This is a genomic window from Terrabacter sp. RAF57, from assembly GCF_052113925.1.
Lineage (GTDB): Bacteria > Actinomycetota > Actinomycetes > Actinomycetales > Dermatophilaceae > Terrabacter.
This window is the reverse complement of record NZ_JBFRDT010000011.1, coordinates 15,168-29,618: the sequence shown is the minus strand read 5'-3', so window position 1 is coordinate 29,618 and position 14,451 is coordinate 15,168. Positions and strand designations below refer to the sequence as shown.

Sequence of the window (14,451 nt, the reverse complement as noted above, 5' to 3'; positions counted from 1 at the left end):
TCGCTTTCTTTCGATGTCAAGAGTCTTGACGGCGACTACAGTTGGGGGCATGAGCGCCGACCGCAGGCCCGCCGACGATGTCGACGAGATCGTCGCGGCCTGGCGCCGGGAGCGCCCCGACCTCGACGTGTCGCCGCTCGAGGTGCTCTCGCGGGTGTCGCGGCTCGCGCGCCGCCTCGACCTCGCCCGCGGCTCGGCGTTCTCCGAGCACCTGCTCGACGGGTGGGCGTTCGACGTGCTGTCGGCGCTGCGCCGGGCCGGCGAGCCCTACGAGCTGTCGCCCGGCCAGCTCGTGCAGCAGACCCTCGTCACGTCGGGGACGATGACCAACCGCGTCGACCGACTCGAGCGCAGCGGCTTCGTCGAGCGGCGTCCCGACCCCGGTGACCGGCGCGGCGTGCTCGTGCGCCTGACCCCGGCGGGTCGCGACGTCGTCGACTCGGCGATGGCCGACCTCATCGAGCAGGAGAAGTCGTTGCTCTCGGAGCTGTCGGCGACCGACCGGACCCAGCTGGCCGGGCTGCTGCGGCGGATGCTGGCCCCGCTCGAGACCCGGGAGACCCGCGAGACGCGTCGCGACTCGCACGGCTGAGGTCCTCACCCGGTCACCGCTGCGCCTGCTGGAACTCCAGCCGGTTGCCGACGGGATCGGTGGTGTGGAAGCGGCGCACGCCAGGGATGCTCTCGTCCCACGTCACCGGCACCCCCGCCTGCCCGACGGCGAGCGCGAGGGCAGCGACGTCACCGACCGCGATGCCGGGGTGGGCCTTGCGCGCCGGGACGAAGCCCTCCTCGATGCCGACGTGCACCTCGGCGGAGCCGGCCCGGAACCACGCGCCGCCGCGGGCCCGGAGCCGCTCGGGCTTGTCGACCTCGGTCATCCCGAGGACGCCGACGTAGAAGTCGCGCATGGCGTCTTCGCACCCGGCCGGACCGGACACCTGGACGTGGTGCAGGAACATCTCCATGCCCCCAAAGTATCTTGACATCAAGATACTTTCAAGAGCCCGGCGACCCGGGCTCCAGACAGTCAGCCGACGACCTCCGCGGCCTCGAGCCACTCGAGCTCGAGGTCCTCGCGCTCGGTGACGACCGCCTGCAGCTTCGCGTTGAGGTCGGCGAGGGCCGCGGGGTCCGTGGCCTTCTCGGCCATGTCGGCGTGCAGGCGCTCCTCACGGTCCTGCAACCGCGAGAGCTGCTTCTCGATGCGCGCCATCGACTTGCGCGCCTCGCGCACCTCGGCCGGGCTCGCGGTCGCCGCAGCCTGGGCAGGTGTGCCGTCCGGCGAGCTCGATGGGGCAGCCGCGCCACTGCTCGGGGCCGAGGACGCGGCCGCGCGCGCGACTTGGGCCGCGATGTCCGCCGTGCGCAACCGGAGGTACTCCTCGACGCCGCCGGGCAGCTCGCGCACCTTGCCGTCGCCGAGCAGCGCCAGCTGCTTGTCGGCCACCCGCTCGAGCAGGTAGCGGTCGTGCGAGACGACGACGAGGGTGCCGGCCCAGCCGTCGAGGACGTCCTCGAGGGAGGTGAGCGTCTCGATGTCGAGGTCGTTGGTCGGCTCGTCGAGGATGAGGACGTTGGGCTCCGTGAGCAGCAGCCGGGTCAGCTGGAGCCGGCGACGCTCGCCACCGCTCAGGTCACCGACCCGCGCCTGCTGGCGACCGCCGGGGAAGCCGAGACGCGTCGCGAGCTGGCTCGCACTGATCTCCTTGTCTCCGAGAGTCGTCCACTGCTTGACGTCCTCGATGGCCTCGATGACCCGCCACTGCTCGAAGCGCTCGAGCTCGCGCACCTCCTGCGTGAGGTGGGCGATGGCGACGGTCTTGCCGATCTTGCGGCGGCCGGCGTCGAGCGGGATCTCGCCCGTCAGCGCGCGCAGGAGGGTCGACTTGCCGGCGCCGTTGACCCCGACGATGCCGATGCGCTCCCCCGGCGCGAGCCGCCACGTCACGTGGTCGAGCAGCCGACGCTCGTGCGGTGGCTCGCCCACGGACACCGTGGCGTCCTCGAGGTCGAGCACGTCCTTGCCGAGGCGGCGGCTCGCGAACGACGCGAGCTCGACGCTGTTGCGCGGGGCGGGCTCGTCGGCGATGAGCGCGTTGGCCGCGTCGATGCGGAACTTCGGCTTGCTCGTGCGCGCGGGCGCCCCGCGGCGCAGCCACGCGAGCTCCTTGCGCATGAGGTTGGAGCGGCGGTCGGCGACGACCCCGGCGAGGCGGTCGCGCTCGGCCTTCGCGAGGACGTACGCGGCATACCCTCCCTCGAAGGCGCTGACCTTGCCGCCCTCGACCTCCCACGTGTTCGTCGCATAGGCGTCGAGGAACCAGCGGTCGTGGGTGATCGCGACGGTCGCGTTGCCGGGGCGGGGTCTCTTCGTCGCGAGGTGGTCGGCGAGCCAGGCGACCCCCTCGACGTCGAGGTGGTTGGTCGGCTCGTCGAGCAGGAGCAGCTCGGGGTCCGAGACGAGCAGCCGAGCGAGCGCGAGCCGACGGCGCTCTCCACCGGACTTGGGGCCGACGCGGCTGTCGAGGCCGCCGACGTTCTCGGCCTCGATGCCGCCGAGCAGCCCGGTCAGGACGTCGCGGATGCGGGGGTCGCCCGCCCAGACGTGCTCGGGCAGGTCGCCGAGCACGGCCTCGTGGATCGTCCACTCGGGGTCGAGCGCGTCCTCCTGGGCGAGCATGCCGATGCGGATGCCGTCGGCGCCGCCCTGCTTGGTGATGCGGCCCGAGTCGGCCTCCTGCAGGCCGGCCATGACGCGCAACAACGTCGACTTGCCACCGCCGTTGACGCCGACGACGCCGATGCGGTCGCCCGTGAGGACACCGAGGCTGACGTCGTCGAGGACGTGGGACGTGCCGAAGACGAGCGACACGCGCTCGAGGGAGATCAGGTTTGCCATCGCTGACTGACCCTACGGCCTGCGCGGGCGGCCGCCGAATCCCGCTCAGCGACGCCGGACACCCGCGGCGTCGCCGGTCCGGCTCAGGGGTGCCGCAGCGCTCCGGCGTCAGTGAGCCGGGAGCCCACCGTCGAGCCCCCGCGGCTCAGTCGGCGTGGCGAGGTGTCGCCACAACGTGGGCGCCGTGGACCGGGCCCTTGGCGCGTCGCAGGTCGCGGCAGAGGTCGGAGGCCGCGAGCGACACCGACAGGTCGAGCGAGGCCTCGTGGCTCTCGGTGAGGAAGGCGACGGTCGGGCCCGAGCCCGACACGACGCCGCCGAGCGCACCGAACTCGACGCCCGCGTCACGCAGCTCGCGCAGCTGGGGCCGGAGCGAGAAGGCGGCCGGCTCGAGGTCGTTGTGCAGGGCCGCGCCGAGCAGGGCCGGGTCACCCGAGCGCAAGGCGGCCATGAGCTCGGAGCTGACCTGCGGCTCGGGCACGTCGACGCCGTCACGTGCGCGGAGGCGGTCGCACTCGGCATACACCTCCGGGGTCGACAGTCCGGTGTCGCTGATGGCGAAGACCCAGTGGAAGGTGCCGCGGGCCAGCACCGGCGCGAGCTGCTCGCCGCGGCCGGAGCCCATGGCGTTGCCGCCGGAGAGGATGAACGGCACGTCGCTGCCGAGGGTGGCCGCGAGCTCGGCGAGCTCGTCGCGGTCGAGGCCGAGGCCCCACAGCTGGTCGCACGCCACGAGGGTGGCGGCCGCGTCGGCGGACCCGCCGGCCATGCCGCCCGCGACCGGGATGTCCTTGTCGATGCGGATCGAGAGGCGCTCGTCGACGTCCCAGCGGTCGGCGACGAGACGGGCGGCGCGGACGGCGAGGTTGGCTCCGTCGGTGGGGATGCGGTCGGCATACGCTCCCGCGGCGACGACCTGCCAGTCGTTCCAGCGTGCGACGGAGACCTCGTCGTGCAGCGAGACCGCCTGGTAGACGGTCGCGAGCGCGTGGAAGCCGTCAGGGCGCCGGGGACCGACGCGCAGCTCGAGGTTGACCTTGGCCGGGACCCGCACGGTCACCGCGCCGGGCAGGGTCGGAGCGACAGTCATGCGCCCACCCTATGGGCCGACCCGTCGGCGTCAGGACGTATGGCCCCGACGGCGTGCGCGCGGCTCGGCGGGACGCACGCCCTCCGGTCGGGCCTCCGCGATGCGCGCGAAGGTCAGGATGTCGAGCTGTTCGCCGCGGGTGCGCGGGTCGACCCCGGCGGTGACGAGCGCCTGCTCGGCGGCGTCCGCGGACCCCGCCCAGGACGCGAGCGCCCCGCGCAGGGACTTGCGTCGCTGGAGGAACGCCGCGTCGATGCAGCGGAAGACGTCCTCGCGGCTCGCGGTCGTCTTCGGCGGCTTGCGCCGGCGCAGCGCGACGAGGCCCGAGTCGACGTTGGGCGCCGGCCAGAACACGTTGCGCCCGACCCGCCCGGCCAGCTCGACATCGGCGTACCACGCGGCCTTGAGGCTCGGGACGCCGTAGATCTTGCTGCCCGGCTTGGCCGCGAGCCGCTCGGCGACCTCGAGCTGCACCATGACGAGGACGCGCTCGATCGTCGGGAAGTGCTGGAGGAAGGAGAGCACGACGGGGACCGAGATGTTGTAGGGCAGGTTGGCGACGAGCGCGGTGGGGTCGGGGCCGGGGAGCTTCGTGATCGTCAGGGCGTCGGCCGCGACGAGGCGCAGCTTGTCGGCGTTCTCCGGCTGGAGCGAGCGGACGGTCTCCTCGAGCGCCCCCGCGAGCCGCGGGTCGACCTCGACGGCCGTGACGTGCTTGACGACCGGGAGGAGCGCGAGGGTGAGCGAGCCGAGTCCGGGCCCGACTTCGACGACGACGTCGTGCGGTCCCACGCCGGCCACCCGGACGATCTTGCGCACCGTGTTGGCGTCGACGACGAAGTTCTGGCCCCACTGCTTCGTCGGCCGCACCTCGAGACGCTCGGCGAGCTCACGCACCTGTGCCGGCCCGAGGAGCGCGGCATCGTCTACGGCCGGCGCGTCCTTCTTGCTCATGCGCTCACCCTATGGGGCCGTGCTCGACGGCGTATGCCGTCGGGCGGGTGTCGCAGTCCCGCTCGCTCGCGCACCCGCACACGAACGGACGAGGCCCCCGACCGTGACGGTCGGGGGCCTCTCGTGCATGGCAACGCCTGCCGTCAGGTCAGGCCTTGCACTGCCACTGCGACGTGCCGTTGTCGGCGTAGACGCGGTTGGCCACGGTGATCTGCTGCTCGCGCGAGGCGAGGTCGGCGCGGGAGGCGAAGTCGCCACCGCCGTAGGCGAGCCACGTGGAGGTGAGGAACTGCAGGCCTCCGTAGTAGCCGTTGCCGGTGTTGATGTGCCAGTTACCGGTCGACTCGCACTGGGCGATGCTGTCCCACATGGCCGCGCGGGCCAGGTTGATGCCCGCACCCGAGGTGGAGCCACCGGTGCTGCGGGTGCTGCCGGTGCTGCCGGTGCTGCCGGTGCTCGTCGTGCGCGGGGCAGCGACCGGGCGGGCCTTGGAGCCGACGAGCAGGATGCGGTCGACGGGCGCCTTGGTCACCTTCGAGGAGATCTCCTTGGTGGAGACGACCTTGCCGTCGACGACGGTGGTGCGGACCGTGACGGTGCGCAAGCCGGCGACACCGGCACGCGAGACCTTGGTCTGGTCGGCGTAGAGGTCGCTCGTCTTCTTCTTCGTCGTGCCGAAGCCGATGGACTCGTTGACCTTCTTGTCCTTGGTCTGCACGCGCTGGACGGCGATCCTGGCACCCGAGGTGAGGCGGGTCGTGACCGGCGGGTTGACCTTGTCGGCCTTGCCGACACGGACGCCGAGCTGCGTCAGCGCCTCGCCGACGGTTGCCGCGGCGATGGTCTTCTTCGTCGTCTTGCCGTCGACCACGACCGTGACGGCCTTGGGGGTGACGATGCTGACGGTCAGGCCCTGGCGACCGATGGTCTGCGAACGGGAGACCGACAGACGGGCACCCTCACCGCGGAGGCCGAGCGCGAGGAGCGCTCCGTCGACCGTGGTCTCGGTCGTGCGCAGCTGACGCGTCTTGCCGTCGACCGTGAGGGTCAGCAGGCGGGCGTACTTGACGGTGATCGTGTCGCCGTCACTGATGGGGGCGTCCGCGGCAGGGACGACGACGTCGCCCGGCTTGACCGCGATCCCCTGGCTGTCGAGGACGTCGCCGACCGTGCTGCCGAAGACGTGGGCCGAGCTGGCCGTGCCGTCCACGGAGAGGTTGACGGCCTTGTCGAGCTGGGTCGCGCCGACGGCGCCACCGGTGAGGACGACGGCCGCGCCAGCGGCGGCCAGGATCTTGGCGTTGCGAGAAATCAAAACACTCCGAACGTCGAACGACCCGGGTGCAACGCGCTCTCGATCCGTCCTCCTCACGTCGTCGGAAGGAGGTCGATGCGGGGTGGCAACCGGCCAACAGTCGTCCACAGTGACCGACACACCACGGAAAGGTCAAATTTCGGTAACGGAGACCGACGTCGGTGGACGCGACGTTCTGCAGTGCGCTAAGCGGTTTGCCCGGTTCGCGCCGCACCCCACGGACCGTAGACCCGCTCGCTGTTCTCCGAGACCGCACGACACAGCGCGGGGACGTCGATGTTGAGCACCGCGGCCATCGCCCGGACCGTCACGGGCACGAGGAACGAGGCGTTCGTGGCACCCCGGTGCGGGGCCGGAGCGAGGTAGGGCGCGTCGGTCTCGACGAGGATCCGGTCGAGCGGGATCGCGGTCAGCGCGTCACGCAGGCCGCGCGCGTTCTTGAAGGTCACGGTGCCCGCGAAGCTGAGGTAGTAGCCCCGGTCGACGCACTCGCGCGCCATCGTCAGGTCGCCGGAGAAGCAGTGCAGCACCGTGTGCTCGGGCGCCCCCTCCTCCCCGAGGATCCGGAGCACGTCTGCATGGGCGTCGCGGTCGTGGATCTGCAGGGCCTTGCCGAGCCGCTTGGCGAGGTCGATGTGCCAGCGGAAGCCGTCCTGCTGCACCGGCACGCCCTCGGGGCCGGTGCGAAAATAGTCGAGACCGGTCTCACCGATGACGCGGACGCGGTCGTGGGCCGCGCAGCGCTCCACCTCGGCATACGCCTCCTCGAGCCGACCGCCCGCCGCGAGGCGTGGAACCTCGTTGGGGTGCAAGGCGATTCCGCCGACCAGCTCGTCATGGGCGTCGATGGCGTCCATGGTGAAGCGGATCCCGTCGAGGTCGCACCCGACCTGGACGAGACGGGTCACACCGACGGCGCGGGCGGCCTTGATCGCGTCGGCGACGTCGAACGGCTCGTCACCCTCGCGCGTGATGTCGAGGTGGACGTGGTTGTCGACGACGTCGATGGGCAGCGGGTCCGGCGCCGTCTCCGGCAGGCCCCGCTGCCCCGACGCGTGCGAGGTCATGCGGTCGGTGCCTCGTCGGCGCCGGTGGCGCTCCCGGCGCCCCGGCCGGCGCCCTTCGGCGCACTCATCTTCGGCGCGGCGAGCGGGTCGGTGTGGTGCCGCGTGCCGCCTGGCGCGCTGTCGCCGAGGCGGGCGCGCTCGCCCTCGACGACCTGCTCGGCGTCGAGCTTGACGAAGACGCCGGACGGCTTGGCGACGGGCGTCCCGACGACGACCGGACGCGACTCCCACCGGGGCGTCGCGGAGTACTCGCCGGTGATGACCGGGTAGCTCCGGGCGTCGTCGTCGAGGTCCGCGACGACCTCTAGACGAGGCATCGGCATGAACTGGCCCTCGCCGCCGAGGACGGCGTGGACGCGGTTCGCCGCGTGGGGCAGGAAGGGTGAGATCAGCGTATTGATATCTGAGACGGCCTGGGCCAGCGTGTGCAGCACCGTGGAGAGGCGCTCGCGCTCGTCGTCGCCCTTGAGCTTGAACGGCTCGGTCTTCGAGACGTACGCGTTGGCCTCCCCGACGACCCGCATGACCTCGGCGAGGGCGGCCTTCTGCCGGTGCCGCTCGAGGGAGGCGCCGACGGTCGCGAACGCACCCCGCACGGTGGCCAGCAGCTCCTCGTCGACGGGCTCGACGGCATACGCCCTCGGGATCTCGCCGAAGCTCTTGGCGATCATCGCGGCCGTGCGGTTGACGAGGTTGCCCCAGCCGGCGACGAGCTCGCTGTTGTTGCGCTGGACGAACTCGGCCCAGGAGAAGTCGGCGTCCTGGTTCTCGGGGCCGGCGGCGCAGATGAAGTAGCGGATCGGGTCGGGGCCGTAGCGCGCGACGATGTCCTGGACGTAGATGACGTGCTTGCGGCTCGTCGAGAACTGCTTGCCCTCGAGGGTGAGGAACTCGGAGGCCACGACCTCGGTGGGCAGGTTGAGCACGCCGTACTCCCCCGGCTCGCCGCCCTTGTCACCCCTGCCGGCGTAGCCGAGCATTTCGGCCGGCCAGATCTGGCTGTGGAAGGTGATGTTGTCCTTGCCCTGGAAGTAGTAGGACACGGCCGACGGGTCGTTCCACCACTCGCGCCACCGCTCCGGGGCGCCGACGCGGCGGCCCCACTCGATCGACGCCGAGAGGTAGCCGATGACGGCGTCGAACCAGACGTAGAGGCGCTTGCTCGGGTTGTCCTCCCAGCCCTCGAGCGGAACGGGGATGCCCCAGTCGATGTCGCGGGTCATCGCGCGGGGGCGGACGTCCTTGAGGAGGTTCTCGGAGAACTTGATGACGTTGGGCCGCCACGTGCCGGACGCCTCACGGCCCGCGAGCCACTCGCCGAGCGCACCGGCGAGGGCCGGCAGGTCGAGGAAGAAGTGCTGCGTCTCGATGAACTCCGGCGTCTCACCGTTGATCTTGCTGCGCGGGTTGATCAGCTCGTCGGCGTCGAGCTGGTTGCCGCAGTTGTCGCACTGGTCGCCGCGGGCCTCGGGGAAGGAGCAGATCGGGCACGTGCCCTCGATGTAGCGGTCGGGCAGCGTGCGGCCCGTCGACGGGCTGATGGCGCCGCGCGTCGTCTGCTCGATCATGTAGCCGTTGGCGTGGACCTGACGGAACATCTCCTGCACGACGGCGTAGTGGTTGCGCGTCGTCGTGCGGGTGAAGAGGTCGTAGGACAGGCCGAGGTCAGCGAGGTCCTGGGCGATGACGGCGTTGTACTTGTCGACGAGCTCCTGCGGCGTCAGCCCCTCCTCCTCGGCGAGGACGAGGATCGGCGTGCCGTGCTCGTCGGTGCCGGAGACCATGAGGACGTCGTGCCCGGCCATCCGCATGTACCTGCTGAAGACGTCGGAGGGCACGCCGAAACCGGCCACGTGGCCGATGTGGCGCGGGCCGTTGGTGTACGGCCAGGCGACGGCAGACAGGACATGGCTCATGGCGAGCAATCCTAGGCGGGCCCGTGGCGGCGCCGCGCGGGAGTATGCCGTGGGCCCCGTCGCCCACTCGGGCGCGGTCGCGCTGTCGGCTTCCTTCTAGCGCGAGACGCCCTCGTGCGGGTACGACAGAGGCATGACTGGACACATCGCACAGGCAGAGGTCATCGTCGACGCACCGCCGCGTGCCGTCTGGGGCGCCCTGACGGAGCCGGACCGGGTGAGGTCGTGGATGGCCGGCACCACCCTCACCACCGACTGGCAGGTCGGCAGTCCGATCACCTGGCAGGGCGAGATGGAGGGCAAGCCCTACGAGGACAAGGGCGAGGTGCTCGAGGTCGAGGAGGGCCACCGTCTCTCGATGACGCACTACAGCCCGCTCATGGGCCAGGAGGACCGGCCCGAGAACTACCACACCGTCACCTACACGCTGACCCCGACGAGGGACGGCCGCACCACGCTGGCGCTCGAGCAGGACGGCAACGACTCGCAGGAGCAGGCCGACCAGTTCTCGCAGAGCTGGCAGGGCATGCTCGAGTCGCTGAAGTCGACCGTCGAGTCGGGCTGAGGGCTCCGCGTCTTTCACGAGCGGCCCTGACCCACAACGGAATCGGCGCCGACCCGGAGGGGGTCGGCGCCGATGGCGTGCGGGGCCGCAGCGTCGCGGGCTCAGCCGAGGCGGGCCTCGAGCGAGATCGGCACGGCCTTGAGCGCCTGACTCACCGGGCAGTTGGCCTTGGCGTCCTCGGCGGCGGCCTGGAAGTCCTCGGCCGAGATGCCGGGCACGTCACCGACGACGCTGATCACGATCTCGGTGATGCCCGTGCCCGGGACGAACGTGACGTTGGCGGTCGTGTCGAGCGTCGTCGGGGGCGTGCCGGCCTGCGCGAGACCGTTCGACAGCGCCATCGAGTAGCACGAGGAGTGCGCGGCGGCGATGAGCTCCTCGGGGCTCGTCCTGCCGTTCGACGACTCCGCCCGCGAGGGCCAGTTGACGTCGTAGGTGCCGATGCCCGAGCTCTCGAGGCTGACCTGGCCGGAGCCCTCGAAGAGCGAGCCCTCCCAGTGCGTGCTGGCGGTGCGAGTGGTGCCCATGCCTTGCTCCTTCGCTGTGCAGTCGACTCGGCCGGACGGTCGCCGGCCTCCGAAGAGGGAACGAGAGCAGCCTTGCCCGCTGTTCCCCGGGAGGCAAGGGGTTCGCCTGTCGAGACGGCCCGCCGGGCGGTCAGCGAGCGGCGAGCGACGCGTCGTAGAGCGCCTTCTTGGACAGCCCCGTGCGCGCCGCGACATCGGCGGCGACGTCCTTGAGCCGCTCCCCCGCGTCCACCCGCGTGCGGATGCCGGCCACGGCCTCCTCGAGGGACGGCACCACCCGCTCGGCACCGGCCACGACGACGGTGATCTCGCCCTTGACGCCGCCCTCGGCCCACGCGACGAGCTCGTCGAGCGTGCCGCGTCGGACCTCCTCGTAGGTCTTCGTCAGCTCGCGGCACACGGCGGCCCGGCGGTCCGGGCCGAAGGCGTCGCGCATCGCGGCGAGCGTCTCCGGGAGCCGGTGCGGCGCCTCGAAGAAGACAATGGTGCGCCGCTCGTCGGCCACCTCGGCGAGGACCTTGGCCTTCTCGCCCGGCTTGCGCGGGAGGAAGCCGTCGAAGCAGAAGCGGTCGACCGGGAGGCCCGAGACCGCCAGCGCCATGAGGACCGCGCTCGGTCCGGGGACGCACGTGACGCGTACGCCAGCGTCGACCGCAGCGGCGACGAGGCGGTAGCCGGGGTCGGAGACGGACGGCATACCGGCGTCGGTGACCACGACGACGCGCTCCCCCGCGACGAGCCGGGCGACGAGGTCGGGCGTCCGGGCGGCCTCGTTGTGCTCGTGGTAGCTGACGACCGACCCGGTCGGGGTCACGGCGAGGTCGGTGAGCAGGCGGCGCAGACGACGGGTGTCCTCGGCCGCGACGACGTCGGCGGTGGCGAGCTCCTGCCCCAGTCGGGGGGCCGCGTCCCGTGGGTCGCCGATCGGGGTGGCCGCGAGGACGAGGGTGCCGGTGGTCATGCCGTCATCCTCGCAGGGCACCGACGTGCCGTTGTCGCGACCGCGCGTCACGACAACCGGCCAGGTGGCGGCTCGTCGAGGTCACGAGCCGCCGACGACCCCGACGCCCGTCCACGTGGTGGACTTCGGTGTCCACGAGATGGTCCCCATCGTGGACTCGAAACGCCGACGAAACCTCGACGCGGTACGACAGACCCATGACGAGCCAGGGCCCCGCCACGACCGAGCAGCTCCTCGAGGCCGACCGACGCGAGCCGAACGCCGCGACGTTCGCCTCAGGCGTCTCGTCGGCGCAGCAGCACGCCGCCCTCCGCGCGTCCGTGCGCCAGCTGGGCGCGCTGCTCGGTGAGGCGCTCGAACGCCACGAGGGCGCCGACCTGCTCGCCCTCGTCGAGAAGGTGCGCGGGCTGGCCCGCGAGCCCGAGGACGACGAGCTGCGGGCGCTCCTCGAGGGCGTCGACGCCTCGACTGCCGTCGTGCTGGCCCGGGCCTTCACGGCCTACTTCCAGCTCGTCAACGTCACCGAGCAGCTGCACCGCTGGCAGGAGCTGAGCGCGGTCGAGCAGACCCCGCTGGCAGCGACGGTCGGGCGCATCGGGGCCGCGCTCGAGGCCGGGACCGTCGAGCGCGCCGAGCTCGAGTCGATCCTCGCCCGCCTGGAGTACCGCCCCGTGTTCACCGCGCACCCCACCGAGGCGACGCGACGCACCGTCCTCAACCTGCTCCGGCGGATCGCCGTGACCGTCGACGAGCTCGAGGACCCGCGCCGTCCCGTCTCCGACGGACCGCGTGCCGAGCGTCGGCTGGCCGAGCTCGTCGACATGATGTGGCAGACCGACGAGCTGCGCATCGTCCGACCCGAGCCGACGGACGAGGCCCGCACGGCCATGCACACGCTCCGCTTCCTCGCCGACCAGGTGGTGCCCGACCTGCTCGCCGAGCTCGACCGGACGCTCGCCGGCATCGGCGTCGAGCTGCCACCGTCGGCCCGGCCGCTGCGCTTCGGCGCTTGGGCCGGCGGCGACCGCGACGGCAACCCCAACGTCACGCCCGAGGTGACCCTCGCGGTCATCGGCATGCAGCACGACGCCGGCCTCGCCGAGCTCGTCGAGAAGCTCGACCACATGCTCCACGAGCTGTCGTCGTCGACCCGCTTCGTCGAGGTCAGCGACGCACTGCGCGAGAGCCTCGAGCGCGACGCCGAGGCCCTGCCGGTGACGTATGCCGCCGTGCGCCGGCTCAATGCGGAAGAGCCCTATCGCCTCAAGCTCAGCTTCGTGCGCGTCCGGCTGCTGCGCACGCGCGACCGCCTCACCCACGGGAGCGCGCACGAGCCCGGTCGCGACTACGCAGGCTTCGACGAGCTGCTCGACGACCTCGTCCTCATGCGCGACTCGATGCTCGCGGCCGGTGACACGCTGACGGCGGACGGTGCGATCCTGCGCCTCATCCGCGCGGCCGTCGCCACCGGCACCGGCCTCGCGACGCTCGACGTGCGCGAGCACAGCGCGAAGCACCACGCCGCCCTCGCCGACCTCTACGACCGCATCGGCGGCCTCGACACCCCCTACGGCGAGCTCGACCACGCCGCACGCATCACGGTGCTGTCCCGCGAGATGGCCTCGCGCCGTCCGCTCACCGGTGTCGGCGTCCACGACGTCGGCGACGCCGCGCAGGCGTCCCTGTCACTCATGGCCGCGATCGGGAGGGCGCTCGACACCTACGGCCCCGAGGCGATCGAGACCTACATCGTGTCGATGACCCACGACGTCGACGACCTCTTCGCCGTCGTCGTGCTGGCCCGTGAGGCGGGCCTCGTCGACACGGGCACCGACTCGACTCCGGCCAGCGCGCGCATCGGCTTCGCGCCGCTCTTCGAGACCGTCGCCGAGCTCGAGGCCGCCGGACCGCTCCTCGACGCGCTGCTGTCCGACCCGTCGTACCGCCGTGTCGTCGCGGCCCGCGGCGACGTGCAGGAGATCATGCTCGGCTACTCCGACTCGTCGAAGGACGCCGGGATCGCCGCCTCGCAGTGGCAGATCCACCGGGCCCAGCGCGCCCTGCGCGACGTCGCCCGCCAGCACGGCGTCGTCCTGAGGCTCTTCCACGGCCGAGGCGGTTCGGTCGGACGTGGCGGGGGCCCGACCGGCGAGGCGATCCTCTCCCAGCCCTACGGCAGCCTCGACGGCCCGATCAAGATCACCGAGCAGGGCGAGGTCATCAGCGACAAGTACACCCTGCCCGGACTCGCGCGCTTCAACCTCGAGGTCGCTCTCGCCGCCGTGCTCGAGGCCTCGGTCCTGCACCGGCGGTCGCTGCTGCCGCAGGACGTCCTCGACGGCTGGAACGGCACGATGGACCTCGTCGCGGGACGTGGCCAGGACGCCTACCGCTCCCTCGTGCGCGACCCCGGGCTCGTGCCCTTCTTCGTGTCGGCGACCCCGGTCGACGAGCTGGGCAAGATGAACATCGGCTCGCGGCCCTCCAAGCGACCCGGCGGCGAGGGGGGACTCGAGGACCTCCGCGCCATCCCGTGGGTCTTCGGCTGGACCCAGTCGCGGATCATCCTGCCGGGCTGGTTCGGCGTCGGCTCCGGTCTCGCCGCGGCTCGCGAGGACGGCCGCGAGAAGACGCTGCGCGAGATGTACGGCTCGTGGGCCTTCTTCCGCACGTTCCTGTCCAACGTCCAGATGACGCTCGCGAAGTCGGACCTCGACATCGCCGCCGGCTACGTGCGGGCCCTCGTGCCCAACGACGTCGCCGGGGTCTTCGACACGATCCGCGAGGAGCACGCGCGGACGGTCGAGGAGGTGCTGCGGGTCACCGGACAGAAGGAGCTGCTCGAGGCGGCCCCCGTCCTGCGGCGCACGCTCGACCTGCGCGACAGCTACCTCGCCCCGCTCCACGCGCTGCAGACCTCGCTCCTCGCACGGTCGCGCGCGGTGCCCGACGACGTCGAGCCGGATGCGGACGTGCAGCGCGCACTGCTCCTGACGATCAACGGCATCGCCGCAGGCCTGCGCAACACCGGCTGACCCCCAACCACACTCGAGTGAGCGCCCGACCACACTCGAGTGAGCGCCTCACCCCAAACTCCGCGTTCGTGTGGGACGGGGCGCTCACTCGTGTGGGACGGGGCGCTCACTCGACTGCG

General features: G+C 71.9%; 12 protein-coding genes. 3 read left to right on the top strand and 9 right to left on the bottom strand.

The window, feature by feature from the left end; translation table 11 throughout:
* Window positions 1-49: 49 nt before the first annotated feature.
* Window positions 50-592, top strand: a complete 543-nt coding sequence (locus AB4Y83_RS13465; RefSeq protein ID WP_056826719.1) for a MarR family winged helix-turn-helix transcriptional regulator — start codon at window positions 50-52, stop codon at window positions 590-592.
* A 13-nt stretch (window positions 593-605) separates the two neighbouring features.
* Here the strand turns inward: AB4Y83_RS13465 and AB4Y83_RS13460 are convergent, their stop codons facing one another.
* The 7 genes from AB4Y83_RS13460 to metG form a co-directional block, all read right to left on the bottom strand.
* Window positions 606-968: a VOC family protein gene (locus AB4Y83_RS13460; RefSeq protein WP_442297183.1), complete on the bottom strand. Its 363-nt coding sequence runs from the start codon at window positions 966-968 to the stop codon at window positions 606-608.
* Between the two features lie 62 nt (window positions 969-1,030).
* Window positions 1,031-2,902, bottom strand: a complete 1,872-nt coding sequence (locus tag AB4Y83_RS13455; RefSeq protein ID WP_442297182.1) for an ABC-F family ATP-binding cassette domain-containing protein — start codon at window positions 2,900-2,902, stop codon at window positions 1,031-1,033.
* Between the two features lie 145 nt (window positions 2,903-3,047).
* Entirely contained in the window at window positions 3,048-3,992 is a 945-nt protein-coding gene (locus tag AB4Y83_RS13450) for a 4-(cytidine 5'-diphospho)-2-C-methyl-D-erythritol kinase (RefSeq protein WP_442297181.1), read from the bottom strand.
* 30 nt (window positions 3,993-4,022) lie between these two features.
* Window positions 4,023-4,946 carry a 16S rRNA (adenine(1518)-N(6)/adenine(1519)-N(6))-dimethyltransferase RsmA gene (gene rsmA / locus AB4Y83_RS13445; protein ID WP_056826715.1) on the bottom strand — a complete coding sequence of 308 codons (924 nt, stop codon included), beginning with the start codon at window positions 4,944-4,946 and terminating at the stop codon, window positions 4,023-4,025.
* A gap of 148 nt (window positions 4,947-5,094) precedes the next feature.
* Window positions 5,095-6,261: a ubiquitin-like domain-containing protein gene (locus AB4Y83_RS13440; RefSeq protein ID WP_442297180.1), complete on the bottom strand. Its 1,167-nt coding sequence runs from the start codon at window positions 6,259-6,261 to the stop codon at window positions 5,095-5,097.
* Between the two features lie 185 nt (window positions 6,262-6,446).
* Window positions 6,447-7,328 (bottom strand): TatD family hydrolase, encoded by an 882-nt coding sequence (locus tag AB4Y83_RS13435; protein WP_442297179.1) that lies wholly within the window; start codon window positions 7,326-7,328, stop codon window positions 6,447-6,449.
* The gene (metG, locus tag AB4Y83_RS13430; protein ID WP_442297178.1) at window positions 7,325-9,244 is read right to left on the bottom strand and encodes a methionine--tRNA ligase; all 1,920 of its coding nucleotides are present in this window, start codon (window positions 9,242-9,244) and stop codon (window positions 7,325-7,327) included. The genes AB4Y83_RS13435 and metG overlap by 4 nt, the downstream gene beginning before the upstream one ends.
* A 133-nt stretch (window positions 9,245-9,377) precedes the next feature.
* Here metG and AB4Y83_RS13425 point away from each other — a divergent pair, with 133 nt between their 5' ends.
* Complete coding sequence (locus AB4Y83_RS13425; protein WP_442297177.1) at window positions 9,378-9,809, top strand: SRPBCC family protein; 432 nt, start codon at window positions 9,378-9,380, stop codon at window positions 9,807-9,809.
* A 101-nt stretch (window positions 9,810-9,910) separates the two neighbouring features.
* On the opposite strand, the gene AB4Y83_RS13420 is transcribed toward AB4Y83_RS13425, so the two are convergent.
* The gene (locus tag AB4Y83_RS13420; RefSeq protein ID WP_056777946.1) at window positions 9,911-10,336 is read right to left on the bottom strand and encodes an OsmC family protein; all 426 of its coding nucleotides are present in this window, start codon (window positions 10,334-10,336) and stop codon (window positions 9,911-9,913) included.
* Window positions 10,337-10,466: 130 nt separating this feature from the next.
* Window positions 10,467-11,297, bottom strand: coding sequence for a 16S rRNA (cytidine(1402)-2'-O)-methyltransferase (gene rsmI / locus AB4Y83_RS13415; RefSeq protein WP_442273790.1), 831 nt, complete (start codon window positions 11,295-11,297; stop codon window positions 10,467-10,469).
* 197 nt (window positions 11,298-11,494) lie between these two features.
* Here rsmI and ppc point away from each other — a divergent pair, with 197 nt between their 5' ends.
* Window positions 11,495-14,332, top strand: coding sequence for a phosphoenolpyruvate carboxylase (gene ppc, locus AB4Y83_RS13410; protein ID WP_442297176.1), 2,838 nt, complete (start codon window positions 11,495-11,497; stop codon window positions 14,330-14,332).
* The last annotated feature ends 119 nt before the right edge of the window (window positions 14,333-14,451 follow it).

What these genes read in the sequence shown, in the direction of transcription:
- rsmA (WP_056826715.1), bottom strand. Translation starts at nt 4,946, where the DNA reads ATGAGCAAGAAGGACGCGCCGGCCGTAGACGATGCCGCGCTCCTCGGG.
- AB4Y83_RS13420 (WP_056777946.1), bottom strand. Translation starts at nt 10,336, where the DNA reads ATGGGCACCACTCGCACCGCCAGCACGCACTGGGAGGGCTCGCTCTTC.
- AB4Y83_RS13425 (WP_442297177.1), top strand. Translation starts at nt 9,378, where the DNA reads ATGACTGGACACATCGCACAGGCAGAGGTCATCGTCGACGCACCGCCG.
- AB4Y83_RS13465 (WP_056826719.1), top strand. Translation starts at nt 50, where the DNA reads ATGAGCGCCGACCGCAGGCCCGCCGACGATGTCGACGAGATCGTCGCG.
- rsmI (WP_442273790.1), bottom strand. Translation starts at nt 11,297, where the DNA reads ATGACCACCGGCACCCTCGTCCTCGCGGCCACCCCGATCGGCGACCCA.
- AB4Y83_RS13460 (WP_442297183.1), bottom strand. Translation starts at nt 968, where the DNA reads ATGGAGATGTTCCTGCACCACGTCCAGGTGTCCGGTCCGGCCGGGTGC.
- AB4Y83_RS13450 (WP_442297181.1), bottom strand. Translation starts at nt 3,992, where the DNA reads ATGACTGTCGCTCCGACCCTGCCCGGCGCGGTGACCGTGCGGGTCCCG.
- AB4Y83_RS13455 (WP_442297182.1), bottom strand. Translation starts at nt 2,902, where the DNA reads ATGGCAAACCTGATCTCCCTCGAGCGCGTGTCGCTCGTCTTCGGCACG.
- ppc (WP_442297176.1), top strand. Translation starts at nt 11,495, where the DNA reads ATGACGAGCCAGGGCCCCGCCACGACCGAGCAGCTCCTCGAGGCCGAC.
- AB4Y83_RS13435 (WP_442297179.1), bottom strand. Translation starts at nt 7,328, where the DNA reads ATGACCTCGCACGCGTCGGGGCAGCGGGGCCTGCCGGAGACGGCGCCG.
- metG (WP_442297178.1), bottom strand. Translation starts at nt 9,244, where the DNA reads ATGAGCCATGTCCTGTCTGCCGTCGCCTGGCCGTACACCAACGGCCCG.